The 17,383-nt window shown below is 38.1% G+C and carries 20 protein-coding genes and 1 riboswitch; of the genes, 6 read left to right on the top strand and 14 right to left on the bottom strand.

Annotation, left to right across the window (positions count from 1 at the left end):
* Nucleotides 1-782: 782 nt before the first annotated feature.
* From BALCAV_RS04225 to pssA, 6 genes are all read right to left on the bottom strand, one after another.
* Nucleotides 783-1,718 (bottom strand): ABC transporter substrate-binding protein, encoded by a 936-nt coding sequence (locus tag BALCAV_RS04225; protein WP_003323990.1) that lies wholly within the window; start codon nt 1,716-1,718, stop codon nt 783-785.
* A complete protein-coding gene (locus BALCAV_RS04220) occupies nt 1,715-2,476 on the bottom strand; it encodes an ABC transporter permease (RefSeq protein WP_003323991.1) in 762 nt (253 codons plus the stop codon). The genes BALCAV_RS04225 and BALCAV_RS04220 overlap by 4 nt, the downstream gene beginning before the upstream one ends.
* Nucleotides 2,473-3,225 (bottom strand): ABC transporter ATP-binding protein, encoded by a 753-nt coding sequence (locus BALCAV_RS04215; protein WP_003323992.1) that lies wholly within the window; start codon nt 3,223-3,225, stop codon nt 2,473-2,475. The genes BALCAV_RS04220 and BALCAV_RS04215 overlap by 4 nt, the downstream gene beginning before the upstream one ends.
* On the bottom strand, nt 3,218-3,892 hold the full coding sequence (tenA, locus tag BALCAV_RS04210) for a thiaminase II (protein WP_003323993.1): 675 nt from the start codon (nt 3,890-3,892) through the stop codon (nt 3,218-3,220). The genes BALCAV_RS04215 and tenA overlap by 8 nt, the downstream gene beginning before the upstream one ends.
* Before the next feature lie 186 nt (nt 3,893-4,078).
* Nucleotides 4,079-4,184: riboswitch (TPP riboswitch) on the bottom strand.
* Between the two features lie 144 nt (nt 4,185-4,328).
* Nucleotides 4,329-4,601 carry an HU family DNA-binding protein gene (locus BALCAV_RS04205; protein WP_003323994.1) on the bottom strand — a complete coding sequence of 91 codons (273 nt, stop codon included), beginning with the start codon at nt 4,599-4,601 and terminating at the stop codon, nt 4,329-4,331.
* A 268-nt stretch (nt 4,602-4,869) separates the two neighbouring features.
* Nucleotides 4,870-5,409, bottom strand: a complete 540-nt coding sequence (gene pssA, locus BALCAV_RS04200) for a CDP-diacylglycerol--serine O-phosphatidyltransferase (RefSeq protein WP_003323995.1) — start codon at nt 5,407-5,409, stop codon at nt 4,870-4,872.
* 202 nt (nt 5,410-5,611) lie between these two features.
* On the opposite strand from pssA, the gene BALCAV_RS04195 reads away from it, so the two are divergent.
* Nucleotides 5,612-6,415 (top strand): phosphatidylserine decarboxylase, encoded by an 804-nt coding sequence (locus tag BALCAV_RS04195; protein WP_407920840.1) that lies wholly within the window; start codon nt 5,612-5,614, stop codon nt 6,413-6,415.
* Nucleotides 6,416-6,479: 64 nt separating this feature from the next.
* Here BALCAV_RS04195 and mnhG read toward each other — a convergent pair whose 3' ends face one another.
* The 7 genes from mnhG to BALCAV_RS04160 are packed head-to-tail and all read right to left on the bottom strand — an operon-like array spanning nt 6,480 to nt 12,356.
* Complete coding sequence (gene mnhG / locus BALCAV_RS04190; RefSeq protein WP_003323998.1) at nt 6,480-6,944, bottom strand: monovalent cation/H(+) antiporter subunit G; 465 nt, start codon at nt 6,942-6,944, stop codon at nt 6,480-6,482.
* Nucleotides 6,922-7,218 (bottom strand): Na(+)/H(+) antiporter subunit F1, encoded by a 297-nt coding sequence (locus tag BALCAV_RS04185; protein WP_003323999.1) that lies wholly within the window; start codon nt 7,216-7,218, stop codon nt 6,922-6,924. The genes mnhG and BALCAV_RS04185 overlap by 23 nt, the downstream gene beginning before the upstream one ends.
* Entirely contained in the window at nt 7,215-7,694 is a 480-nt protein-coding gene (locus BALCAV_RS04180) for a Na+/H+ antiporter subunit E (protein ID WP_040323570.1), read from the bottom strand. The genes BALCAV_RS04185 and BALCAV_RS04180 overlap by 4 nt, the downstream gene beginning before the upstream one ends.
* 10 nt (nt 7,695-7,704) lie before the next feature.
* Nucleotides 7,705-9,186, bottom strand: a complete 1,482-nt coding sequence (locus BALCAV_RS04175; RefSeq protein WP_200880878.1) for a Na+/H+ antiporter subunit D — start codon at nt 9,184-9,186, stop codon at nt 7,705-7,707.
* A complete protein-coding gene (locus tag BALCAV_RS04170) occupies nt 9,179-9,520 on the bottom strand; it encodes a Na(+)/H(+) antiporter subunit C (protein WP_003324002.1) in 342 nt (113 codons plus the stop codon). The genes BALCAV_RS04175 and BALCAV_RS04170 overlap by 8 nt, the downstream gene beginning before the upstream one ends.
* On the bottom strand, nt 9,520-9,945 hold the full coding sequence (locus BALCAV_RS04165) for a Na(+)/H(+) antiporter subunit B (protein WP_003324003.1): 426 nt from the start codon (nt 9,943-9,945) through the stop codon (nt 9,520-9,522). Before BALCAV_RS04165 ends, BALCAV_RS04170 begins: the two co-directional genes overlap by 1 nt.
* Nucleotides 9,945-12,356, bottom strand: a complete 2,412-nt coding sequence (locus BALCAV_RS04160) for a Na+/H+ antiporter subunit A (RefSeq protein WP_040323558.1) — start codon at nt 12,354-12,356, stop codon at nt 9,945-9,947. The genes BALCAV_RS04165 and BALCAV_RS04160 overlap by 1 nt, the downstream gene beginning before the upstream one ends.
* A gap of 354 nt (nt 12,357-12,710) precedes the next feature.
* On the opposite strand from BALCAV_RS04160, the gene BALCAV_RS04155 reads away from it, so the two are divergent.
* Nucleotides 12,711-12,938: a hypothetical protein gene (locus BALCAV_RS04155; protein ID WP_136445938.1), complete on the top strand. Its 228-nt coding sequence runs from the start codon at nt 12,711-12,713 to the stop codon at nt 12,936-12,938.
* A 48-nt stretch (nt 12,939-12,986) separates the two neighbouring features.
* Here the strand turns inward: BALCAV_RS04155 and sda are convergent, their stop codons facing one another.
* Nucleotides 12,987-13,127, bottom strand: coding sequence for a sporulation histidine kinase inhibitor Sda (gene sda / locus BALCAV_RS04150; RefSeq protein ID WP_003324007.1), 141 nt, complete (start codon nt 13,125-13,127; stop codon nt 12,987-12,989).
* 1,472 nt (nt 13,128-14,599) lie between these two features.
* Here sda and BALCAV_RS04145 point away from each other — a divergent pair.
* The 4 genes from BALCAV_RS04145 to yhbY are packed head-to-tail and all read left to right on the top strand — an operon-like array spanning nt 14,600 to nt 17,377.
* Entirely contained in the window at nt 14,600-15,118 is a 519-nt protein-coding gene (locus BALCAV_RS04145; protein WP_003323274.1) for a YqeG family HAD IIIA-type phosphatase, read from the top strand.
* The gene (yqeH, locus tag BALCAV_RS04140) at nt 15,118-16,233 is read left to right on the top strand and encodes a ribosome biogenesis GTPase YqeH (protein ID WP_003323275.1); all 1,116 of its coding nucleotides are present in this window, start codon (nt 15,118-15,120) and stop codon (nt 16,231-16,233) included. Before BALCAV_RS04145 ends, yqeH begins: the two co-directional genes overlap by 1 nt.
* 18 nt (nt 16,234-16,251) lie before the next feature.
* Nucleotides 16,252-17,100, top strand: a complete 849-nt coding sequence (gene aroE / locus BALCAV_RS04135) for a shikimate dehydrogenase (protein WP_003323276.1) — start codon at nt 16,252-16,254, stop codon at nt 17,098-17,100.
* Nucleotides 17,087-17,377, top strand: coding sequence for a ribosome assembly RNA-binding protein YhbY (yhbY, locus tag BALCAV_RS04130; RefSeq protein WP_003323278.1), 291 nt, complete (start codon nt 17,087-17,089; stop codon nt 17,375-17,377). The genes aroE and yhbY overlap by 14 nt, the downstream gene beginning before the upstream one ends.
* Nucleotides 17,378-17,383: the final 6 nt, after the last annotated feature.

Here is a 17,383-nt window from a genome sequence, read left to right as displayed (position 1 = left end):
AAAACATAGGGAGTCAATGAAGTCAAAAGCCCATGAATCAGAGTGCCAAAGGGAATCATAGAGCTCGAATGAAGTCAAAAGCCCATGAATCAGAGCTGCAAAGGGAATCATAGGGAGTCAATGATGCCAAAAGCATATGAACCAGAGCCGCAAAGGGAATCATACGCCGCCAATGATGTCAAAAGCATATGAATCAGAGCTGCAAAGGGAATCATAGAGCTCGAATGATGTCAAAAGCATATGAATCAGAGCTGCAAAGGGAATCATAGAGCTCGAATGAAGTCAAAAGCATGTGAATCAGAGTGCCAAAGGGAATCATAGAGCTCGAATGAAGTCAAAAGCCCATGAATCAGAGTCGCAAAGGGAATCATAGAGCGGCTATGATTCCACCAGCACTCGAAGCATAGCCCTATATTAGAAGTAGGAGAAGCAACCGAAGAATCGTTTTCTATAGGGAGTTTAATGGGGCAGGCGTTAATGGATTTTTGGACATAGATAAGCACTTCCTTTATTTGATATCATACGAGGAGGTGCAGATAGAATATATATGTGGTTTGAGTAGGGGCTAATGACTAAAGGATCCACCAAAAGAAATGCTCTGCCATCCATTCAATAACGATCGAAATCCAAACAATAAACCCGGGCATATCATTCCCACCTTTATAAAAAAGTTAAGATATTATATGCGCCGGGTCGCTTAGCTTTTACAATAAAAGTCTAGCATCATGCAGTAGAGCTCCATAGGCTCCTATAATTAGGTTCCACTAAAAGGAACACCGCCCTTATTCACGTGATTGCAATAACCACTCGCGAATTTCCTGCCATTGACTTTCCTCTTGATGACCAAAAGCTTCCGTATCACTTTCCATTTTCTCTAATAAAATACTTAAGCTCTCTTGTTCAACCGTTTTGTTGAGAGGGAAGTTGGCTTCATCTTGGTTGTTTAATAGGATTTCTAGGCTTTGTTCTGGGTCTGCTTTGACATCTTGATAGCCTTTTTCAGCCGCATTCCAGAAAGCTTCCACAATTTCAGGTTTTTCTTCCTGCATCGCTTCATTTGTAATTAAAACGAGCTCATGATAGACAGGCACGTCATAATCAACAGGATTGAAATATTGAATATCATGACCTTCATGTTTTAAAACAGGGTATTCATGGTTGATATACGCTCCGATAATCGCATCCGTACGTTCACTAATAATGGAGGCCCCAAGTTCAAAACCGATATCAATCATTTCAACTTGTGAAAAGTCACCGCCATCAGCTTCGACCATCGTTTTTAATAAGGCTTCATTTAAGGGAATCCCTGGATAACCAACTGTTTTTCCTTCAAGGTCTGCTGGACGCTCGTAGCCTTGTTTTGTTAAAAACAGTACATGATTAAGTGGACTACGAACGATTGGAGCAATGGATGTAACCGGTAATCCCTCTTCTTGAGCTAAAATAATATCAGGTTGATAACTTAAAGCAAATGGAATTGAACCAGCTGCTGTTAGTGAAATTGGATCGGTAGGGTTAGCAGGGAAAACAATGTTCACATCTAATCCTTCCTCTTCAAAATAGCCTTTTTCTAAAGCTGTATATAAAAACGTATGTACCGCATTTGGATACCAATCAAGCATAATCTCAACCTTTTCTAGCTCCGAGTTGGAATTAGCCTGACAAGCTCCTAGGAAAAGTGAAAAACCAATTAACAGTGATAAAAAAACCTTTTTCATTTGATATGCCTCCATTTTAATAAGTAATATTCTAGTAAGGTAATGAGTAAAAAGCCGATTAATCCTAAGATGGATAGCCAAACAATTGGGGCAAATACGCCAGCCCCATCAAATTGAGTCATCATACGGCGGCTGAAATAACCTAGGCCCGCATTTGCTCCTAACCATTCTCCGATTGCTGCCCCAATCACACTTAACGTAATGGCCACTTTCATTCCCGAAAAAAAGGAGGGAAGGGCCGAGGGAATATAGAGTTTGGTTAAAATGGCTCGTTTACTCGCACCTGCTGTTTTAAACCATTCGAGCTGTTCCTTTGATGTAGATTTCAAGCCATCAAAAGTATTAACGGTAATCGGGAAAAATGTAATTAAAATCGTCACAAGGACTTTGCTCCAAATCGAATAACCAAACCAAAGCACAAAAACAGGGGCAAGAGCAATGATTGGAATTGTTTGTGAGACGATTAAAATCGGATAGATCGCTTGTTCAAGTGTTTTGAATTTATTCATACATAAAGCAAGAGCCACACCTAAAATCATCGAACAAAATAAACCAATGAGCATAACAGAAAGAGTAGCCGGAAGATGGACAAAAAATAAAACATGATGCAAATCAATCATTTTGATAAATATTTGTGAAGGTGATGGAAATAAATAAGGTTGGTTCACCCATTGAGCCGACGCTTCCCAGCCAAGTAAAAGAAAGAAAATGAGGCCGCCTGCCGATAACCAGCGATTGAACTTTATTTTTGTGTTCATAGACTCACCTTTTTGAGTAATTTATCAACAATCGATTGCTTTAGTTCAAACAAATCGTCTTTTATAAGTCGTGGCCTAGTGTCTGTTAAACGAATTTCTTGATAAGAAGACAATGGTTTTTGTTGAAATAGAAAAATGCGGTCAGAAAGAAGCAAGGCCTCATCGATATCATGAGTGACAAAGAGAATCGTCATGTGCCATTTCTTCCACATACTTAAAAGCCATTGCTGCATCGCAATACGTGTCATTGCATCTAAGGCACTAAACGGCTCGTCTAGCAATAAAACTTGCTGCCCACTTAACATCGCCCTTAAAAAAGAGACACGCTGTCTCATGCCACCTGAGAGCTGTACAGGATAGGAGTGCTCATATCCTTCTAACCCAAAGTCAGCAAAGTAGGATAAAGCCTTTTTCCGAGCGTGTTTTTTGGAGAAACCTTGAAGTTCAAGTGGCAAGGCAGCATTGTCTAAAATCGTTCGCCAATCAAGCAACAAATCACGTTGTGGCATATAACCGATTTGATTTGACTTGTTTGAAAGGAGAGAGCCATTAAAGAAAATCGTGCCTGATTGCGGTGTTTCAAGCGATGTCAGCAATCGGAAAATCGTGCTTTTACCTGCACCACTTGGAGCGAGGAAACTCACGAATTCGCCAGCTTCTACTGAAAAGCTCAAATCATGTATCGTCTCTTCAAATGAGGAAGCGTATTGAAAAGAGACATTTTGAAAAGAGACTTGTGTATCAGTCATGGAGTGGCCACATCGCTTGCTGATAGGACATATCCCAGAACATGTATTCAAAACGGCTCGTTGTTAAAAAGATTTCCTCCAGTTCAAGTAATTCTTCTTCAGAGCTTGATTCAGTTAATTGGTCGAGCAAATCAATTTGCCACTCGGCAACTTCGCCAAATTCAGGCGACTGATACATTGTGACCCATTCTCCGTACCAAACGTGTTCCATCGCACCAGGGGTTTCACTTAATTTTTTCCCGATTTCATAATAGCTCCAAGCACAAGGCATTACGGCTGCTAGAAGCTCTTTTAATGAGCCACGTTGAGCGATGTTAAGCATATAAGAACTATAAGCAAGTGTAGTAGGAGCTGGTTTCGTTGCCTCCAGTTCTTCTTTTGATATCCCTAAACGTTTCGCATAAGCTCGGTGAAGGCTCATTTCTTCATCTAGCGTGACATGGAGCATTTTCGCAAAAGTTTGCATCGTTTCAAGATTATGAGCTTTTAAGCTACCAAGGGCAAAAAGTCTAGCATAATCAATTAGATAAAGGTAATCTTGGCACATAAAAAATTTGAACTTTTCAATATCGAGTGTTCCGTTTCCAATCCCTTGAACAAATGGGTGGGAGTGGCTCTGTTCCCAAATTGGTTGTGCTTTTTCATATAAACGTTCTGAAAGTTTCATATTATTACCTCCGTTTATTCTCGTTTAACAATGAACTTTAAATAGAAGGATGGAGAGAAGAGCATAAAAAAACTCCCAGTCGAGTATTCGGCTGGAAGTGTTTGTTTTTTAGTATAAATGAAAAACATGATCAAATTCATCTAGAAAGGAGAGCGACGATTAACAATATCACGTCTCAATCATTCAAGGTCCTTCGATCCACTTCCCTCCGCTAGTATTATCTAGATCAGGTAAAAGGGTTAAGGCACCAAATTAGGCCTCTCTCAGCAACTATGCACCCCTAGTGGTTTAAACGAGTATGTAATTAAATAGTTCCCCATAAAGTTAACATACCTTTGTTAGGAAAACAAGCGATTCACGATAATAATAGAAAATCAATTTAAATAAAAAATCGGAGCAATAGGATAAATCCATTGCTCCGATTTAGTTAACATCATTAGTTAACTGCGTCTTTTAATTGTTTACCTGGTTTGAATGCTGGGTTTTTAGTTGCAGCAATTTCAATCTCTTCACCAGTTTGTGGGTTACGTCCTTTACGAGCTGAACGCTCACGCACTTCAAAACTACCAAAACCAACTAGTTGAACTTTTCCACCTTCTACTAGTGTTGTAGTAATGCTTTCGAAAACAGCGTCTACTGCTTTAGAAGCGTCCTTTTTAGAAAGGTCTGCCTGCTCTGATACTGCATTAATTAAGTCTGTTTTGTTCATGAAAAAAACTCCCTTTCATACCTTGTTTAGAAAAAACTTGTTCCTCTATTCTAGAAAAACTAAAGCTCGTTCTTACGTTTTTAGCAGTGCTTATCTGTTAGTTAATTAGCCTGCACTTACAATTTACTCTCCAAGCCTACTACTGTCAAGCCTTTCGAAGGAAAATCATTCATATTAAGCCAATATTTCCACCGTTTTTGACAATTATTCGTATATTTCTTGATAAATGTCGAATAAAAACTAATTTTGACGCTGATGTAAACGAGACTTACATCTTCTTAACTTTAAAAGGGCTAATCATAAGAAAGGCTAAAATTAAGGTATTGATCATAAACACATATTCTGGAATGTATGCCACAAGAAGAGTCATAATCGTGAGTATACAGCCAGCTGCTGTAATGGGAAGGCCATAGAAGAAACCATTTGCTTCAGTAATGTTAAACTTAGCTAAACGAATAGCTCCACATACGATAAAGACAATAGCAAAGAAGGCACCAGCAAATCCAAATTCAAATAAAATCGCTTGATGGATTAAAAGGGCAGGGGCAACACCAAATGAAATCATATCACTCAAAGAATCTAATTGTTTTCCTAACTCAGAGGTACTATTTAATTTACGGGCAACGGCTCCGTCCAATCGATCAAAAACGGCTGCAATTGTAATAAATAGCAGAGCAAGTTGTAATTGATTTTGTATCGTATAAAGGATTGCAAATGCACCTAAACTAAGATTTAATAGAGTCAGGACATTGGCGATTTGTCCTTTTAGTTTCTTTTTGGTATTGTCAAGGCGTTGTAAAAGAAACATCTATTTCACTCCTTGAAAATCATAATAAATGAAAACAAAAAAATAGTAAGACAGTAATAGTTTATCAATTTGTTTTCATAATGGTTATTAATGGATATTCCTAACAGCGTACATTTTTTTACATACGTTATTAAAATATAATCTTATCATATGAGAAGTAAATTCACTACTAAAAGGAAGCACATCGTCAAAATAATTATCAATGAAGACGGAGGACAGCTTGTTGAAACAAAGAATCTTTAGGACATTTGTCGAATTAAGTAATTCTAAACTTCAATCGAATATGTTAAAGAAATTTGCTCAGTCAAAGATGAGTAAGCTTATCATCCCACAATTTGCGAAAACGTTCCAAATAAATGTAGCGGAAGCAGCCAAACCCATTGGAGAATATAAAAGTCTACATCAATTTTTCATTCGGTCCTTAGCAGCTGGAAGTAGGACAGTTGAGGCTAAGGAAGATGTGATTGTCAGTCCAGTAGATGGGAAAATTGCCACATTTGGTGCACTAAATGAGCAGAGCCAATTTATGGTGAAGGGCCAAACCTATTCATTAACCGATATGTTAGGAGACAAAGGGGAAGCGAAACGCTATGTCGGGGGGCAGTTTATTATTTTTTATCTAAGCCCAAAGGATTATCATCGTATCCATAGCCCTGTAGCAGGTCAAATAAAGCGACAATGGCGTTTAGGAGGTCGTTCTTACCCAGTCAATGAAATGGGCTTAAAATACGGGAAAAAGCCACTATCGCACAATTATCGGCTTTTGACTGAATTGGAAGTCGAGGAAAAATCATTGGTTGTTGTGAAGGTGGGGGCGATGAACATTAATTCCATCGAGTTGACTCATGACCATACTCATTTAAAGAAAGGAGAGGAAATCGGATATTTTTCTTTTGGCTCGACCGTTATTCTTCTGTTTGAACCAAATTTCCTTACCTTTGATTCGATTCAAGAAAATCAAAATATAAAAATGGGCGAAAAGATTGCTCGAAAAAGCCAAGCATAAACTAATAATAAAGAAAAGGCTTCCTCAAAGGGAAAAAATATCCCTAGGAGGAAGCCTTTTTTAATTAACCGTTCTCAGGTTTGTTTACTTCTTCTTCTTCCCTTTTGCGACGCTCGAGTTCTTTCATTTTTTTGCCTTCCTCGCCTTTTTTCTTGGAGAGTTGCATTTCATAACGTTGTTTTCGTTTTTGCAAGACTTCCTTTAAATCATCTCGTACGGCATGCTCCCATTGAGGAACATTGGAGAAGTATGCGGCACGACTAATTAAATGCCCTGATACAGGGGATGAAATAAAGACAAAGATGATTCCTAGAATGATACGAGCGTCAAACCCGTATTCAGGGAAAAAGAAAATTAAAGTCGCAATAAGAATTAAAAGTACACCAAGCGTAGCACTCTTTGAGGCGGCATGTGCTCTTGTATACGTATCAGGTAGGCGAATTAACCCAACCATTGTGACAAATGAGATAAAGGCACCTAGGACGACAAACAGCCCGACCAAAATATCAATGGTTACGTTTCCGTTCAAGAACAACACCCCTTTCAATAAACTTCGCAATGGACACCGTTTCGATAAATGCTAAAATGCCAACTAATAATATAACGGTTAGATAAGCAGATGTACGTAAAATCATACAAATAAGAGCTGTCATCGAAATCAGGTTAATACCAATCGTATCAAGGGCCATCAAACGGTCTGCTGGAGTAGGACCTTTAATGATCCGATAAATCCCCCCAAGTAAACCTAATGAGATGACGGCAGCTCCAAAATAAAGGAAATAGTCAATTGGTGCATTAATCATGTGCGGCTCACCTCCAAAATGACTTTTTGGAAGGACTCTTGAATATGACCGATACTACTTTCTAAATCATCAATATTCATTGAGTGAATATACATTTGCTCTTTGTCATGTGAAATATCAATCACGACCGTTCCTGGTGTTAAAGAGATAAGCAGAGCTAATAATGTTAACTCCCAATCAGATTTATAATCTAGATGGAGAGTAAAAATCCCAGGTTTAATATCTAATTTAGGTTTTAAAATCAATTTCATCACACTGAAATTAGAAAGAATGAGTTCTCTTATAAAGATAACTCCTAAATGAAGCACCCCGTAAACACGGATAATGTACAACCTTGAAGGAAATATTCGCCTCATTAAAAATAGGATAACAAAACCGACAATATATCCAATAATAAAGGTTGGAAGGTCATATGTGTTATATAAAAACATCCATGCTACCGCGAGTGCGAAATTAATGAGTAACTGAAAGGACATCATAATTTACCTACTCCTTTAATACGGCTTCAATATAAATTTCAGGGTTTAGCAATGTCTCGGCAGCATTTGCAACGTGAGGTACGATAAATTCGGCACCAAATCCCATTACAAATGATAAAAATAACAAGATCATACTAGGGTAGAGAAGCCCTTTAATATTCGCTTTTTCGTTCTGAGAAGCATGATTTTCTTCACCTAAAATGACGCTAAAGAAGATACGCATAACTGAATAGAGAATGAGCAGGCTGGCAATTATCATGATAATAACGGAAATATATTGTCCTGCTTCAAATCCACCTTGAATCAAGTATAGCTTTCCGAAAAATCCACTAAAAGGAGGTACCCCGGCAAGCGATAAGGCAGCGACTAAAAATGACCAACCGACTAACGGATATTGCTTGATTAACCCGCTAGCGTTTTTCATTGACGATGTTTGAGTGATGATCATAATCGCACCAACTAATAAGAAGAGGGCCGCTTTAATCAACATATCATGAAGCAAATAGAAAGTAGCTCCAAATAATCCAGCCTCATTTAGGGAGGAAACTCCAAAGATGATGAAACCAACACCAGCTACAACATTATAAACAAGAATCTTTTGCATATCTTGATAAGCAATCGCTCCGATGACCCCAACAACCATTGTTAATACGGCAATGATTTCAAGGGTCAGATGAGTAATCTGTGGCTCATGATAAAAGATGATTGTAAATACACGCATAATCGCATAAATTCCAACCTTTGTTAATAGACCAGCAAATAGAGCCGTAATAACAGGCGGTGGTGCGGCATATGAACCTGGTAACCAGAAGTATAATGGGAATATCGCTGCTTTCATCCCAAAGACAATCATAAATAAAAAGGCGATAACAGTTAAAATACCCGGTTGATTAACTTCAGCCACACGCTGTGATAAATCAGCGATGTTTAATGTTCCTGTTACAGAATACAAGAGGGCAATAGCTGTAACGAAAAAGGCTGAAGAGATAACATTTATTAAAACGTATTTTATCGACTCTTGTAATTGTGCTTTCGAACCACCGAGTGTAATTAATCCGTAAGAAGCCATGAGCAATACTTCAAAGAAAACAAAGAGATTAAATATATCTCCCGTTAGAAAAGCACCAATGACCCCGAGGAGAAGAAACTGGACGAGTGGGTAAAAGAAGAATTTCACTCGAATTTCATCTATCCCACGAATAGAAAACAAGATACAAATTAAGACGACAATACTCGCAAATAAAACAAGTAAGGCTGCTAATGAGTCAGCTACTAATGCGATACCAAAAGGGGGGGCCCAGCCACCGAGGGCATAAGAGATAGCCCCTTTATCTAGCACTTCTTTCACAAGTAATCCACTAATAATGACTAAAGCAATTCCTGATAACACGCTAATAATACGTTCAGCTTTGACGCTTTTTCTAATAAAAAGAAGAATGATCGCGGTCAGAAATGGGATCAATATTGGTAATATAATTAAGTTATTCATCATCTTTCATTCCCCTCAATTTATCCATATCAACCGTTCCATGTACTTTGTATGTTCGGTACGCTAGAACAAGTAAGAAAGATGTCACACCAAAGCTAATAACAATCGCTGTTAAAATCAAGGCTTGTGGAAGAGGATCCGAATAAGCAGCTTCTTCATAGCCCAGCAATGGTGCGGCCCCTAACTTTAAGCCCCCCATCGTTAAGAGAAGCAGATGCACCCCATGACTCAAAACAGCTGTTCCAATAATTATTTTCGTCATGTTTCTTGACAAAATTAAATAGGTGCCAACAGTAAAGAGGACTCCGCACAAGATGGAGATTAAAATTTCCATTATTGTTCCTCCCCTATTGTAAAGATAATTGATAATACAACCGCAATAACGACTAAATAAACACCTACATCAAAAACAAGAGCTGTCGCTAGTTCTGTATTATCACCGAGTAATGGTAGATCAAAATAGTCAAATGTTTGCCATAAGAAATTCTCTCCAAAAAAGATGGGGATCATCCCTGAAATAACGGCTATTAACAATCCAGCTGCCATAATGGTCTTAAAATCAACTGGAATCATTTTTTTCACTGTTTCGATATCAAAAGCAACACTGATTAATAAAAAAGCACAAGCGGTTGTTAAAGCCCCGATAAATCCACCACCTGGATTATGATGTCCGGAAAGGAAGACGTAAAAGGAGAAAATAACGATAATGAAAGCTAAAAGCTTAGTCACAGTTTGCAATATCACATCGTTAGGATGCATTATAACCCCTCCTTTTCGACTTTGCCTTTTATCATCGCATAAATCCCGATAGCGGCAATGCCTAATACGGCAAGTTCAAATAATGTATCAAACCCGCGGAAATCAACTAAGATTACGTTAACCATGTTTTTACCGCCTGCCTCATCATAACTCGCATTAACAAAGAACTCAGTTAACGGCTCGAATAAACGATTGTTATGAGCGGAAATGGCTAGCAAAGTAACAATAGTCCCAACACTAGTGGCAACTATACCGTTAATAAGCTTAGCAGACTTCTCATCCACCGTTTCTTTAAAAAGTGGTAAATGATAGAAACAGAGTAAAAAGAGGACTGTAGAAGCGATTTCGATAACGAGCTGTGTTAAGGCTAAGTCAGGTGCACGAAATAAGACAAAGAAAAATGCTGTTGCAAAACCTAAACTACTTATTCCAATAAGTGCTTTTAGCCTTGTTTTTGCGATCGCGACTGTAATGGCGCCGGCTATCATGACAACGACGAGTGTTACTTCATGGAAAGCAATTGGAGCATAGCTCTCTGGGAATAGATCAATAACATCAAGTCTAATCATCATATAACCAAGGAATAAAACCATAAAGCTATAAATGTAAATTAAATATTGGCGGAAGTTATCCTTCATATAAGCGTCAGTTAACTTTTTACCACCAGTAGAAAGGCCTGATAACGCACCATCATAGACACGGTTAAATGGATCGCGTTCATGCTTATAAATCGAGAGTTTCGTCCATTTATTCATTAATAAGAATAAAATCGTTCCGAATAAGATTACGCCAATCGTCATAAATAATTCTGCGTTAAATCCGTGCCACATATAAATGTCTACATCTAAATACTCGCTTCCAGCAAGGCTAGGAGCAATGGAAACAACTGCTGGTTCAATAATTGATTTAGATAATAGATTCGGGAAGAAACCAAAAATGATCACTAATGAAGCTAAAACGAGTGGACTAATTAATAAGCCAATCGGTGCTTCGTGAACCGTTTTTTTGAAGTTACTCGGTTCAAATTTGCCTGTGAACGTTTGGAAAAACATCACAGCACAATATAGGAAAGTAAATATACTAGCTACCCAGGCGATGATTGGGAAGAGCATACCGAAAGTTTCCATATTAAAAATGCCATATTCTGTTGCATTCAATAGTGCGGTAAAGAACATTTCTTTACTTAAGAAACCGTTAAATGGCGGTAAACCGGCCATTGAAGCTAATCCAATTAAGGAAAGGGTAAATGTAATCGGCATGATTGTCATTAAACCGCCAAGCTTACGAATGTCACGTGTACCAGTTTCATGGTCAATGATACCAGCACTCATAAATAAGCTTCCTTTAAAGGTTGCGTGGTTAATTAAGTGGAAAACGGCAGCAACAACAGCCGTTAAATATAGTTCTACATTTTGTCCTTCACTAAAGTATAAGGTTGCGGACCCAAGACCTAGTAATGACATGATGAGACCTAGTTGACTTATAGTCGAAAAGGCGAGTATTCCTTTTAAATCCTTTTGTCTGACGGCTGATAATGAGCCCCAGAGTAAGGTTACAATACCAAATATCGATATAATCCAAAACCATTCTGCAGCTCCACCAAAAACTGGTGTCAGACGTGCGACAAGGTAAATTCCAGCTTTAACCATTGTTGCAGAGTGGAGATAAGCACTAACTGGTGTTGGTGCTTCCATCGCATCTGGTAACCAAATATGGAAAGGAAACTGAGCTGATTTTGTAAAGGCACCTAATAAAATGAAGAGCATGGCAGGGATAAACAGATCACTGCTCGCCACAACATCAGCTTGAGCAATTATTTCACGAATCGAAAACGTGTTGGTGATCATCGAGAGGAGAACGATACCTGCTAACATGGAGAATCCGCCCAAAACGGTAATAAGCATTGATTTTTGGGCTCCGTAACGAGATTTTTCTCGCGTATACCAATAACTAATTAACAAGGCAGAAGCCAAGCTTGTTAACTCCCAAAAAGCATACAAAACAATTAAGTTATCGGAGAGGACAACTCCAAGCATAGCCCCCATAAACATCAGTAAATATACATAGAAGTTGTGTAGCTGTTCTTTCTTTTTGGATAAATAAAAAATCGAATAAAGAACAACAAGTGCACCAATCCCTGTGATTAGTAAGGCAAATAGTAAGCTCAAACCATCCACATAAACATTAAAATGAATCCCAAGAGAAGGAACCCATGGAACTGATTGTTCTATCACTTCACCATTCGATACAGTTGGTAAGAAACGAATGAAATAAACGAATAAAACAACTGGTAGGACTAATACAAACCAACCCGTATGTATTTGACGAGCATATTTGTAAATAAACGGAATAATGATGGCTAACAATAAGGGTGAAATCGTAGCCCAGTGTAAAGCAGTAAACACATACATACCTCCTTAAAAAATTTATTGATAGTAAAATTGGGCCCTTTAGTAATACTCCCCTTTACGATTTTAAGAGAAACCTCTTTTCGCACTAGTGTAAATTATAACCTAAATTGTGTGATGACGCATTAAACATGCTTACTGTAGTGTTTCCAACAACTTCTGATTTTATTAATATAGGTAGAAAGACAATTGTAAATGAATGGATTCATAAATGATAAAGAGCCACAATTGCTTAAATAAAGGGGTTTAGATGCTCTTCATCCAAAAATGTGTATATTTATTGACGATTTGGGAAAGTTTAAGAAGAATATTTATTTTTTCAAAGTGAATCCTGATTTAAGAAAAGGTAGTGGCGGAATGAAAACGCAAATGAAATTCCTTATATGCCTCCTCGTGTTTTCGATCATGTTTATCGGGGCTTGGTATATGGACAATGAAAATCGTTATTTGGATGAAGCGGATGGTCGCTTTCAAATCCAGCAATTAAATGGTGAAAGGGTTAAAAAAGAACGTCTTCCACCTCGTCAATATATTAAAGTAGTGCCAAAGCAAGTGGAAGAATTAGAAAAAGAGAGTCGCGATTAAATCGGACTCTCTTTTTCTCCATACCGAGATGAGCTATAACGGTCAAAATTAAGAACTTAATTTAATCTTGTCCATTAAGGAACGATTAAGTAGCTCAAGTTTAATTAATTCAATGAAATCGTGATTCAAGTTCAGTTCAACTGCTTTATAATACGTTTCAATCAACAGTTCATCGGAAAGGTTATGCATGATCTCCTGTCAAGGGGGGTGACAGGTCACCTCCTTTAAGATGTTTATTTTAATCTACGTTCTCAGTTTCAGTTTTTATTTCAGAAAGTAAAAACTGAATTTATTTGTTAAAATAATCCTAACATGCAAATAAGGATAGAACAACCGTTCGTTTTATCCACAAATGACAGTGGATAACTTGTTAGTTAATTGTTGTTAATAGTTAGAAAGTGAGTTGTGTTAAAGGTTTAAGTCGTTAATAACTTTATCCACAGTTGTGAAAGGTGAGGATTTTGTCGAAAAATTTTTGGAATATACGGGAAAAAAAGCTTGTAAATCTCTACTAGCATTTAAGAACCAGGTTATAAAAAGGGAATAAAAAGGATATGCGAAAAAAGAAAAAATCTGACGTAAGAGCTAGAAAAGGAATGAAGAGATGGTGCGAACAGTTAGACAGGAATGTGCTTTCAGTTTTTTTCTATTATAAATAACTCAAATTTCGCAGAGTATGATTGACTCTTAACCGTTGATTGAGATTGATTTTAGGACGATACAATACTCAAATTGACTTTACATGATCGGTTCAATCGTTGACAGTCTGAACACATCTCTTCGTAGGCTGTTGAAGGAATCTGTTCACTAAAATGAAGCACTTCGGCTGTCGCTACCAAAACCATACTCCGCGTCCTGCGGGAACCTGGCGAGCCTCCTCGGCAAGCCTTGCGGGGTCTCGCTCCACGGTTTATTCCCGCGGGAGTCTCCGTATGGTTTTGTCCGCTAAGTGTCGTGGAGAGGCTTGATGATATGGCCATTCTCAATCAGCTATTTCTAACGCAGAAAAACCTTCTTCTTCACTTTGTTAGTTATGGAACTAAATAGGTCGTTGCCACCTATTTTTTTCCTAAGTCTGCAGACATGAAAAGACATGATTCAAATCGAAACCAGCTCAATAATCTAGCTAACGTACAAAGCATCAACACTAATTTGATTACAACTGTAACGGATTTAGTCATGGAAGGAGAAAAATCATTCTCAAGCTAATGTACTTTGAAGTAATGATTGTTTTTTATTTAATGAGAAAACCGAACCTAGATTCGATTCCATTATCTAGCGGACAAACAGACACGGAGACTCCCGCAGGAATAAACCGTCCAATGAGACCCCGCAAGCGTGAAACGCTGAGGAGGCTCATGAGGTTCTCGGCAAGGACGCGGAGTGTCTGTTTGGGGCGACCGCCGGAGGGCCTATTATTTTCTTCTTGATGAGTAGTTTATCCGTTTGGTGTAGATAGTGATAATACGTTCTCGCTTTTCAAACGTGTCAAGGGCATTTGTTTAAGAGCTTCTATTCGCTCTGCCAACTCGTTGAACGGATTTTCTCGATGCGAAAGTTGAGTAAATAAGTGATAATACATAGTTTTTGATTGAAATCTATAATAAACAACGGTATAGTTAAAGATTGGTTATAGATGAACGTGATAAGAGGTGCGTAAATTGTTTAAAAAGCTATTTCCTAATCAATATGTCAAAAGTATTTTTGAAATTAACTTAACAGAATTAAAAGAGTTAGGTATTAAAGGAATCATTACTGATTTGGATAATACATTAGTCGAATGGGATCGAGCATTAGCTACACCTGAAGTGAAGGAGTGGTTTAAGACGATCCAACAATTAGATATGAAAGTCACAATTGTATCTAATAATACGGAAAAGCGAGTGAAGGCCTTTTCGAACCCAGAAGAGGTTGTCTATATCCACAATGCGAAAAAGCCGATGCGTCGTGCTTTTCTAAAGGCGTTTCAAGATATGGGACTAGCTCCAGAGGAAGTTGTCGTTGTCGGCGACCAAATTTTTACCGATGTGTTAGGCGGAAATCGAGCTGGGTTACAAACGATCCTTGTGGTTCCGGTGACGAAAACAGACGGATTTTTTACTCGCTTTAATCGTCGAATGGAACGAATCGTTTTAAAGAAAATGCGTCAAAAAGGGTTAATTCAGTGGGAGGAAGATTGATGGATACGGAGCAAATTATTTGTGCTGGTTGTGGTGTCAAAGTACAGACAGAGGATAGGGAAGGTTTAGGGTATGCCCCTCCCTCTGCTTTAGAGCGCGATGTGGTTATTTGTCAACGTTGTTTTCGGCTAAAGCATTATAATGAGGTCCAAGACGTTTCATTAACGGATGATGATTTTTTGAAAATCCTTAATACGTTAGGGGAAAAAGATGCTTTAATCGTGAAAATTGTCGATGTTTTTGATTTTAATGGTAGTTGGCTCCAAGGCTTGCACCGTTTTGTCGGCAAAAACGATGTCTTATTAGTAGCAAATAAAGTTGATCTCTTACCAAAGTCGTTTAAACGTAATAAATTAATCAATTGGTTGAAAAAGTCAGCGAAAGAACTTGGTTTACGTCCTGTTGATGTCTGTTTGATGAGTGCTGCTAAAGGGGAAAGCGTCATTGAAATAGCGGCTACGATTGATAAGTTGCGTCAGGGGAAAGATGTTTATATTGTTGGGGCTACAAATGTTGGGAAGTCTACCTTTATTAATAAAATGATCCAAGCTTTTGATGGGGATGAAGAACAGCTAATCACAACTTCGCATTTCCCAGGAACAACACTTGATATGATTGATATTCCTTTAGATGATGGAAGAACACTTTATGATACGCCTGGAATAATAAATCATCATCAAATGGCTCATTATATTGATAAAAAGGAATTAAAATTGATTACTCCCAAAAAAGAGATTAAACCAATTGTGAATCAATTAAACGAAGGGCAAGCACTATTCTTTGGTGGGTTAGCCCGCTTGGATTTTAAGCAAGGTGAAAGAAGTTCATTTGTTTCTTACTTTTCAAATGAGCTACAAATCCATCGGACAAAGGTCGAAAAAGCGGATCAACTTTATGCAAACCATCTAGGTGAGCTTTTAGCACCGCCAGGACCAAAATCTAAAGAAGACTTCCCACCACTTGTCAAAAAAGATTTTCGCATTAAAGATAAAAAAGTCGATCTTGTTTTTTCTGGACTAGGTTTTGTTACAATCAATGGAACAAACTTGGATATCGCAGCACATGTTCCAAAAGGAGTAACGGTGTCAATTCGCGATTCAATTATTTCGTCATAAGAGGGGGAAAAACGATTTATGGGGAAAGTTTATGGATTATTTGGCTATCCAGTCGGTCATTCCATGTCACCAATTATGCATGAAGCGGCTTTTAAAGAGCTTGGTCAAAAGGCTAATTATCACGCCTTTAATGTGAAACCAGATAAAATTGAAGAAGCGGTTATGGCGATTCGAGCTCTTGAGCTTGGCGGATGTAATGTTACGATTCCTCATAAAGTGAATGTCATGAACTATCTGGATGAGATTGACCCAGAGGCCGCTGAAATCGGGGCGGTTAACACGATTGTGAATCAAGGTGGTAAGCTCAAAGGGTTTAATACAGATGGAAGAGGGTATTTACAATCATTGCTCGAAATTGCACACACACTTGAAGGAAAAAGCGTTGCGATTATTGGTGCTGGTGGAGCGGCGAGAGCGATAGTGACTGTTCTTGTTCATGAATCAGTTTCACGTTTAGTTGTGGCGAACCGGACGAAAATAAAGGCAGAACAATTAATTGAACGCCACAAATCAAAAGCAACAGAACTCGGGGTTATGGATATGAGGGAGCTTGAGTATGAGCTCGCTTCATTTGATATTATTATTAATACAACCTCAGTTGGGATGAGTCCAAATACAGACGAGTGCCCACTATCTTTAAATAACTTAAAAAAAGAAACGATTGTCAGCGATTTGATCTATAATCCGTTGAAGACAAAATTATTAATCGAAGCCGAATCACGCGGAGCCAAAGTGCTAAATGGTGTTGGAATGTTTGTGAATCAAGGCGCTTTATCATTCGAATATTGGACTGGATTGAAGCCGGATCGAAAAGTGATGACAAAAATCGTTTTAGAACAACTTGGAGGTACACATGTTAACAGGTAAACAAAAAAGATTTTTACGTTCAAAAGCCCATCATTTAAACCCTATTTTTCAAGTAGGTAAAGGTGGCGTCAACGAAAATATGGTGCAACAAATCTCAGAAGCTCTTGAAGTTCGTGAATTAATTAAAGTGAGCGTCTTGCAAAACTGTGAATATGATAAACAGGAAGTAGCAGACGACATCGCAACAGGAACAAAAGCAGATATTGTTCAAATTATTGGAAATACGATTGTTCTCTATCGTGAATCGGTCGAACAAAAACAGTTAGTCCTACCGTAAAAGCAG

It is taken from the genome of Alkalihalobacillus alcalophilus ATCC 27647 = CGMCC 1.3604 (genome assembly GCF_000292245.2).
Classification (GTDB): domain Bacteria; phylum Bacillota; class Bacilli; order Bacillales; family Bacillaceae_D; genus Alkalihalobacillus; species Alkalihalobacillus alcalophilus.
This window is presented reverse-complemented; position numbering and strand designations above follow the sequence as displayed.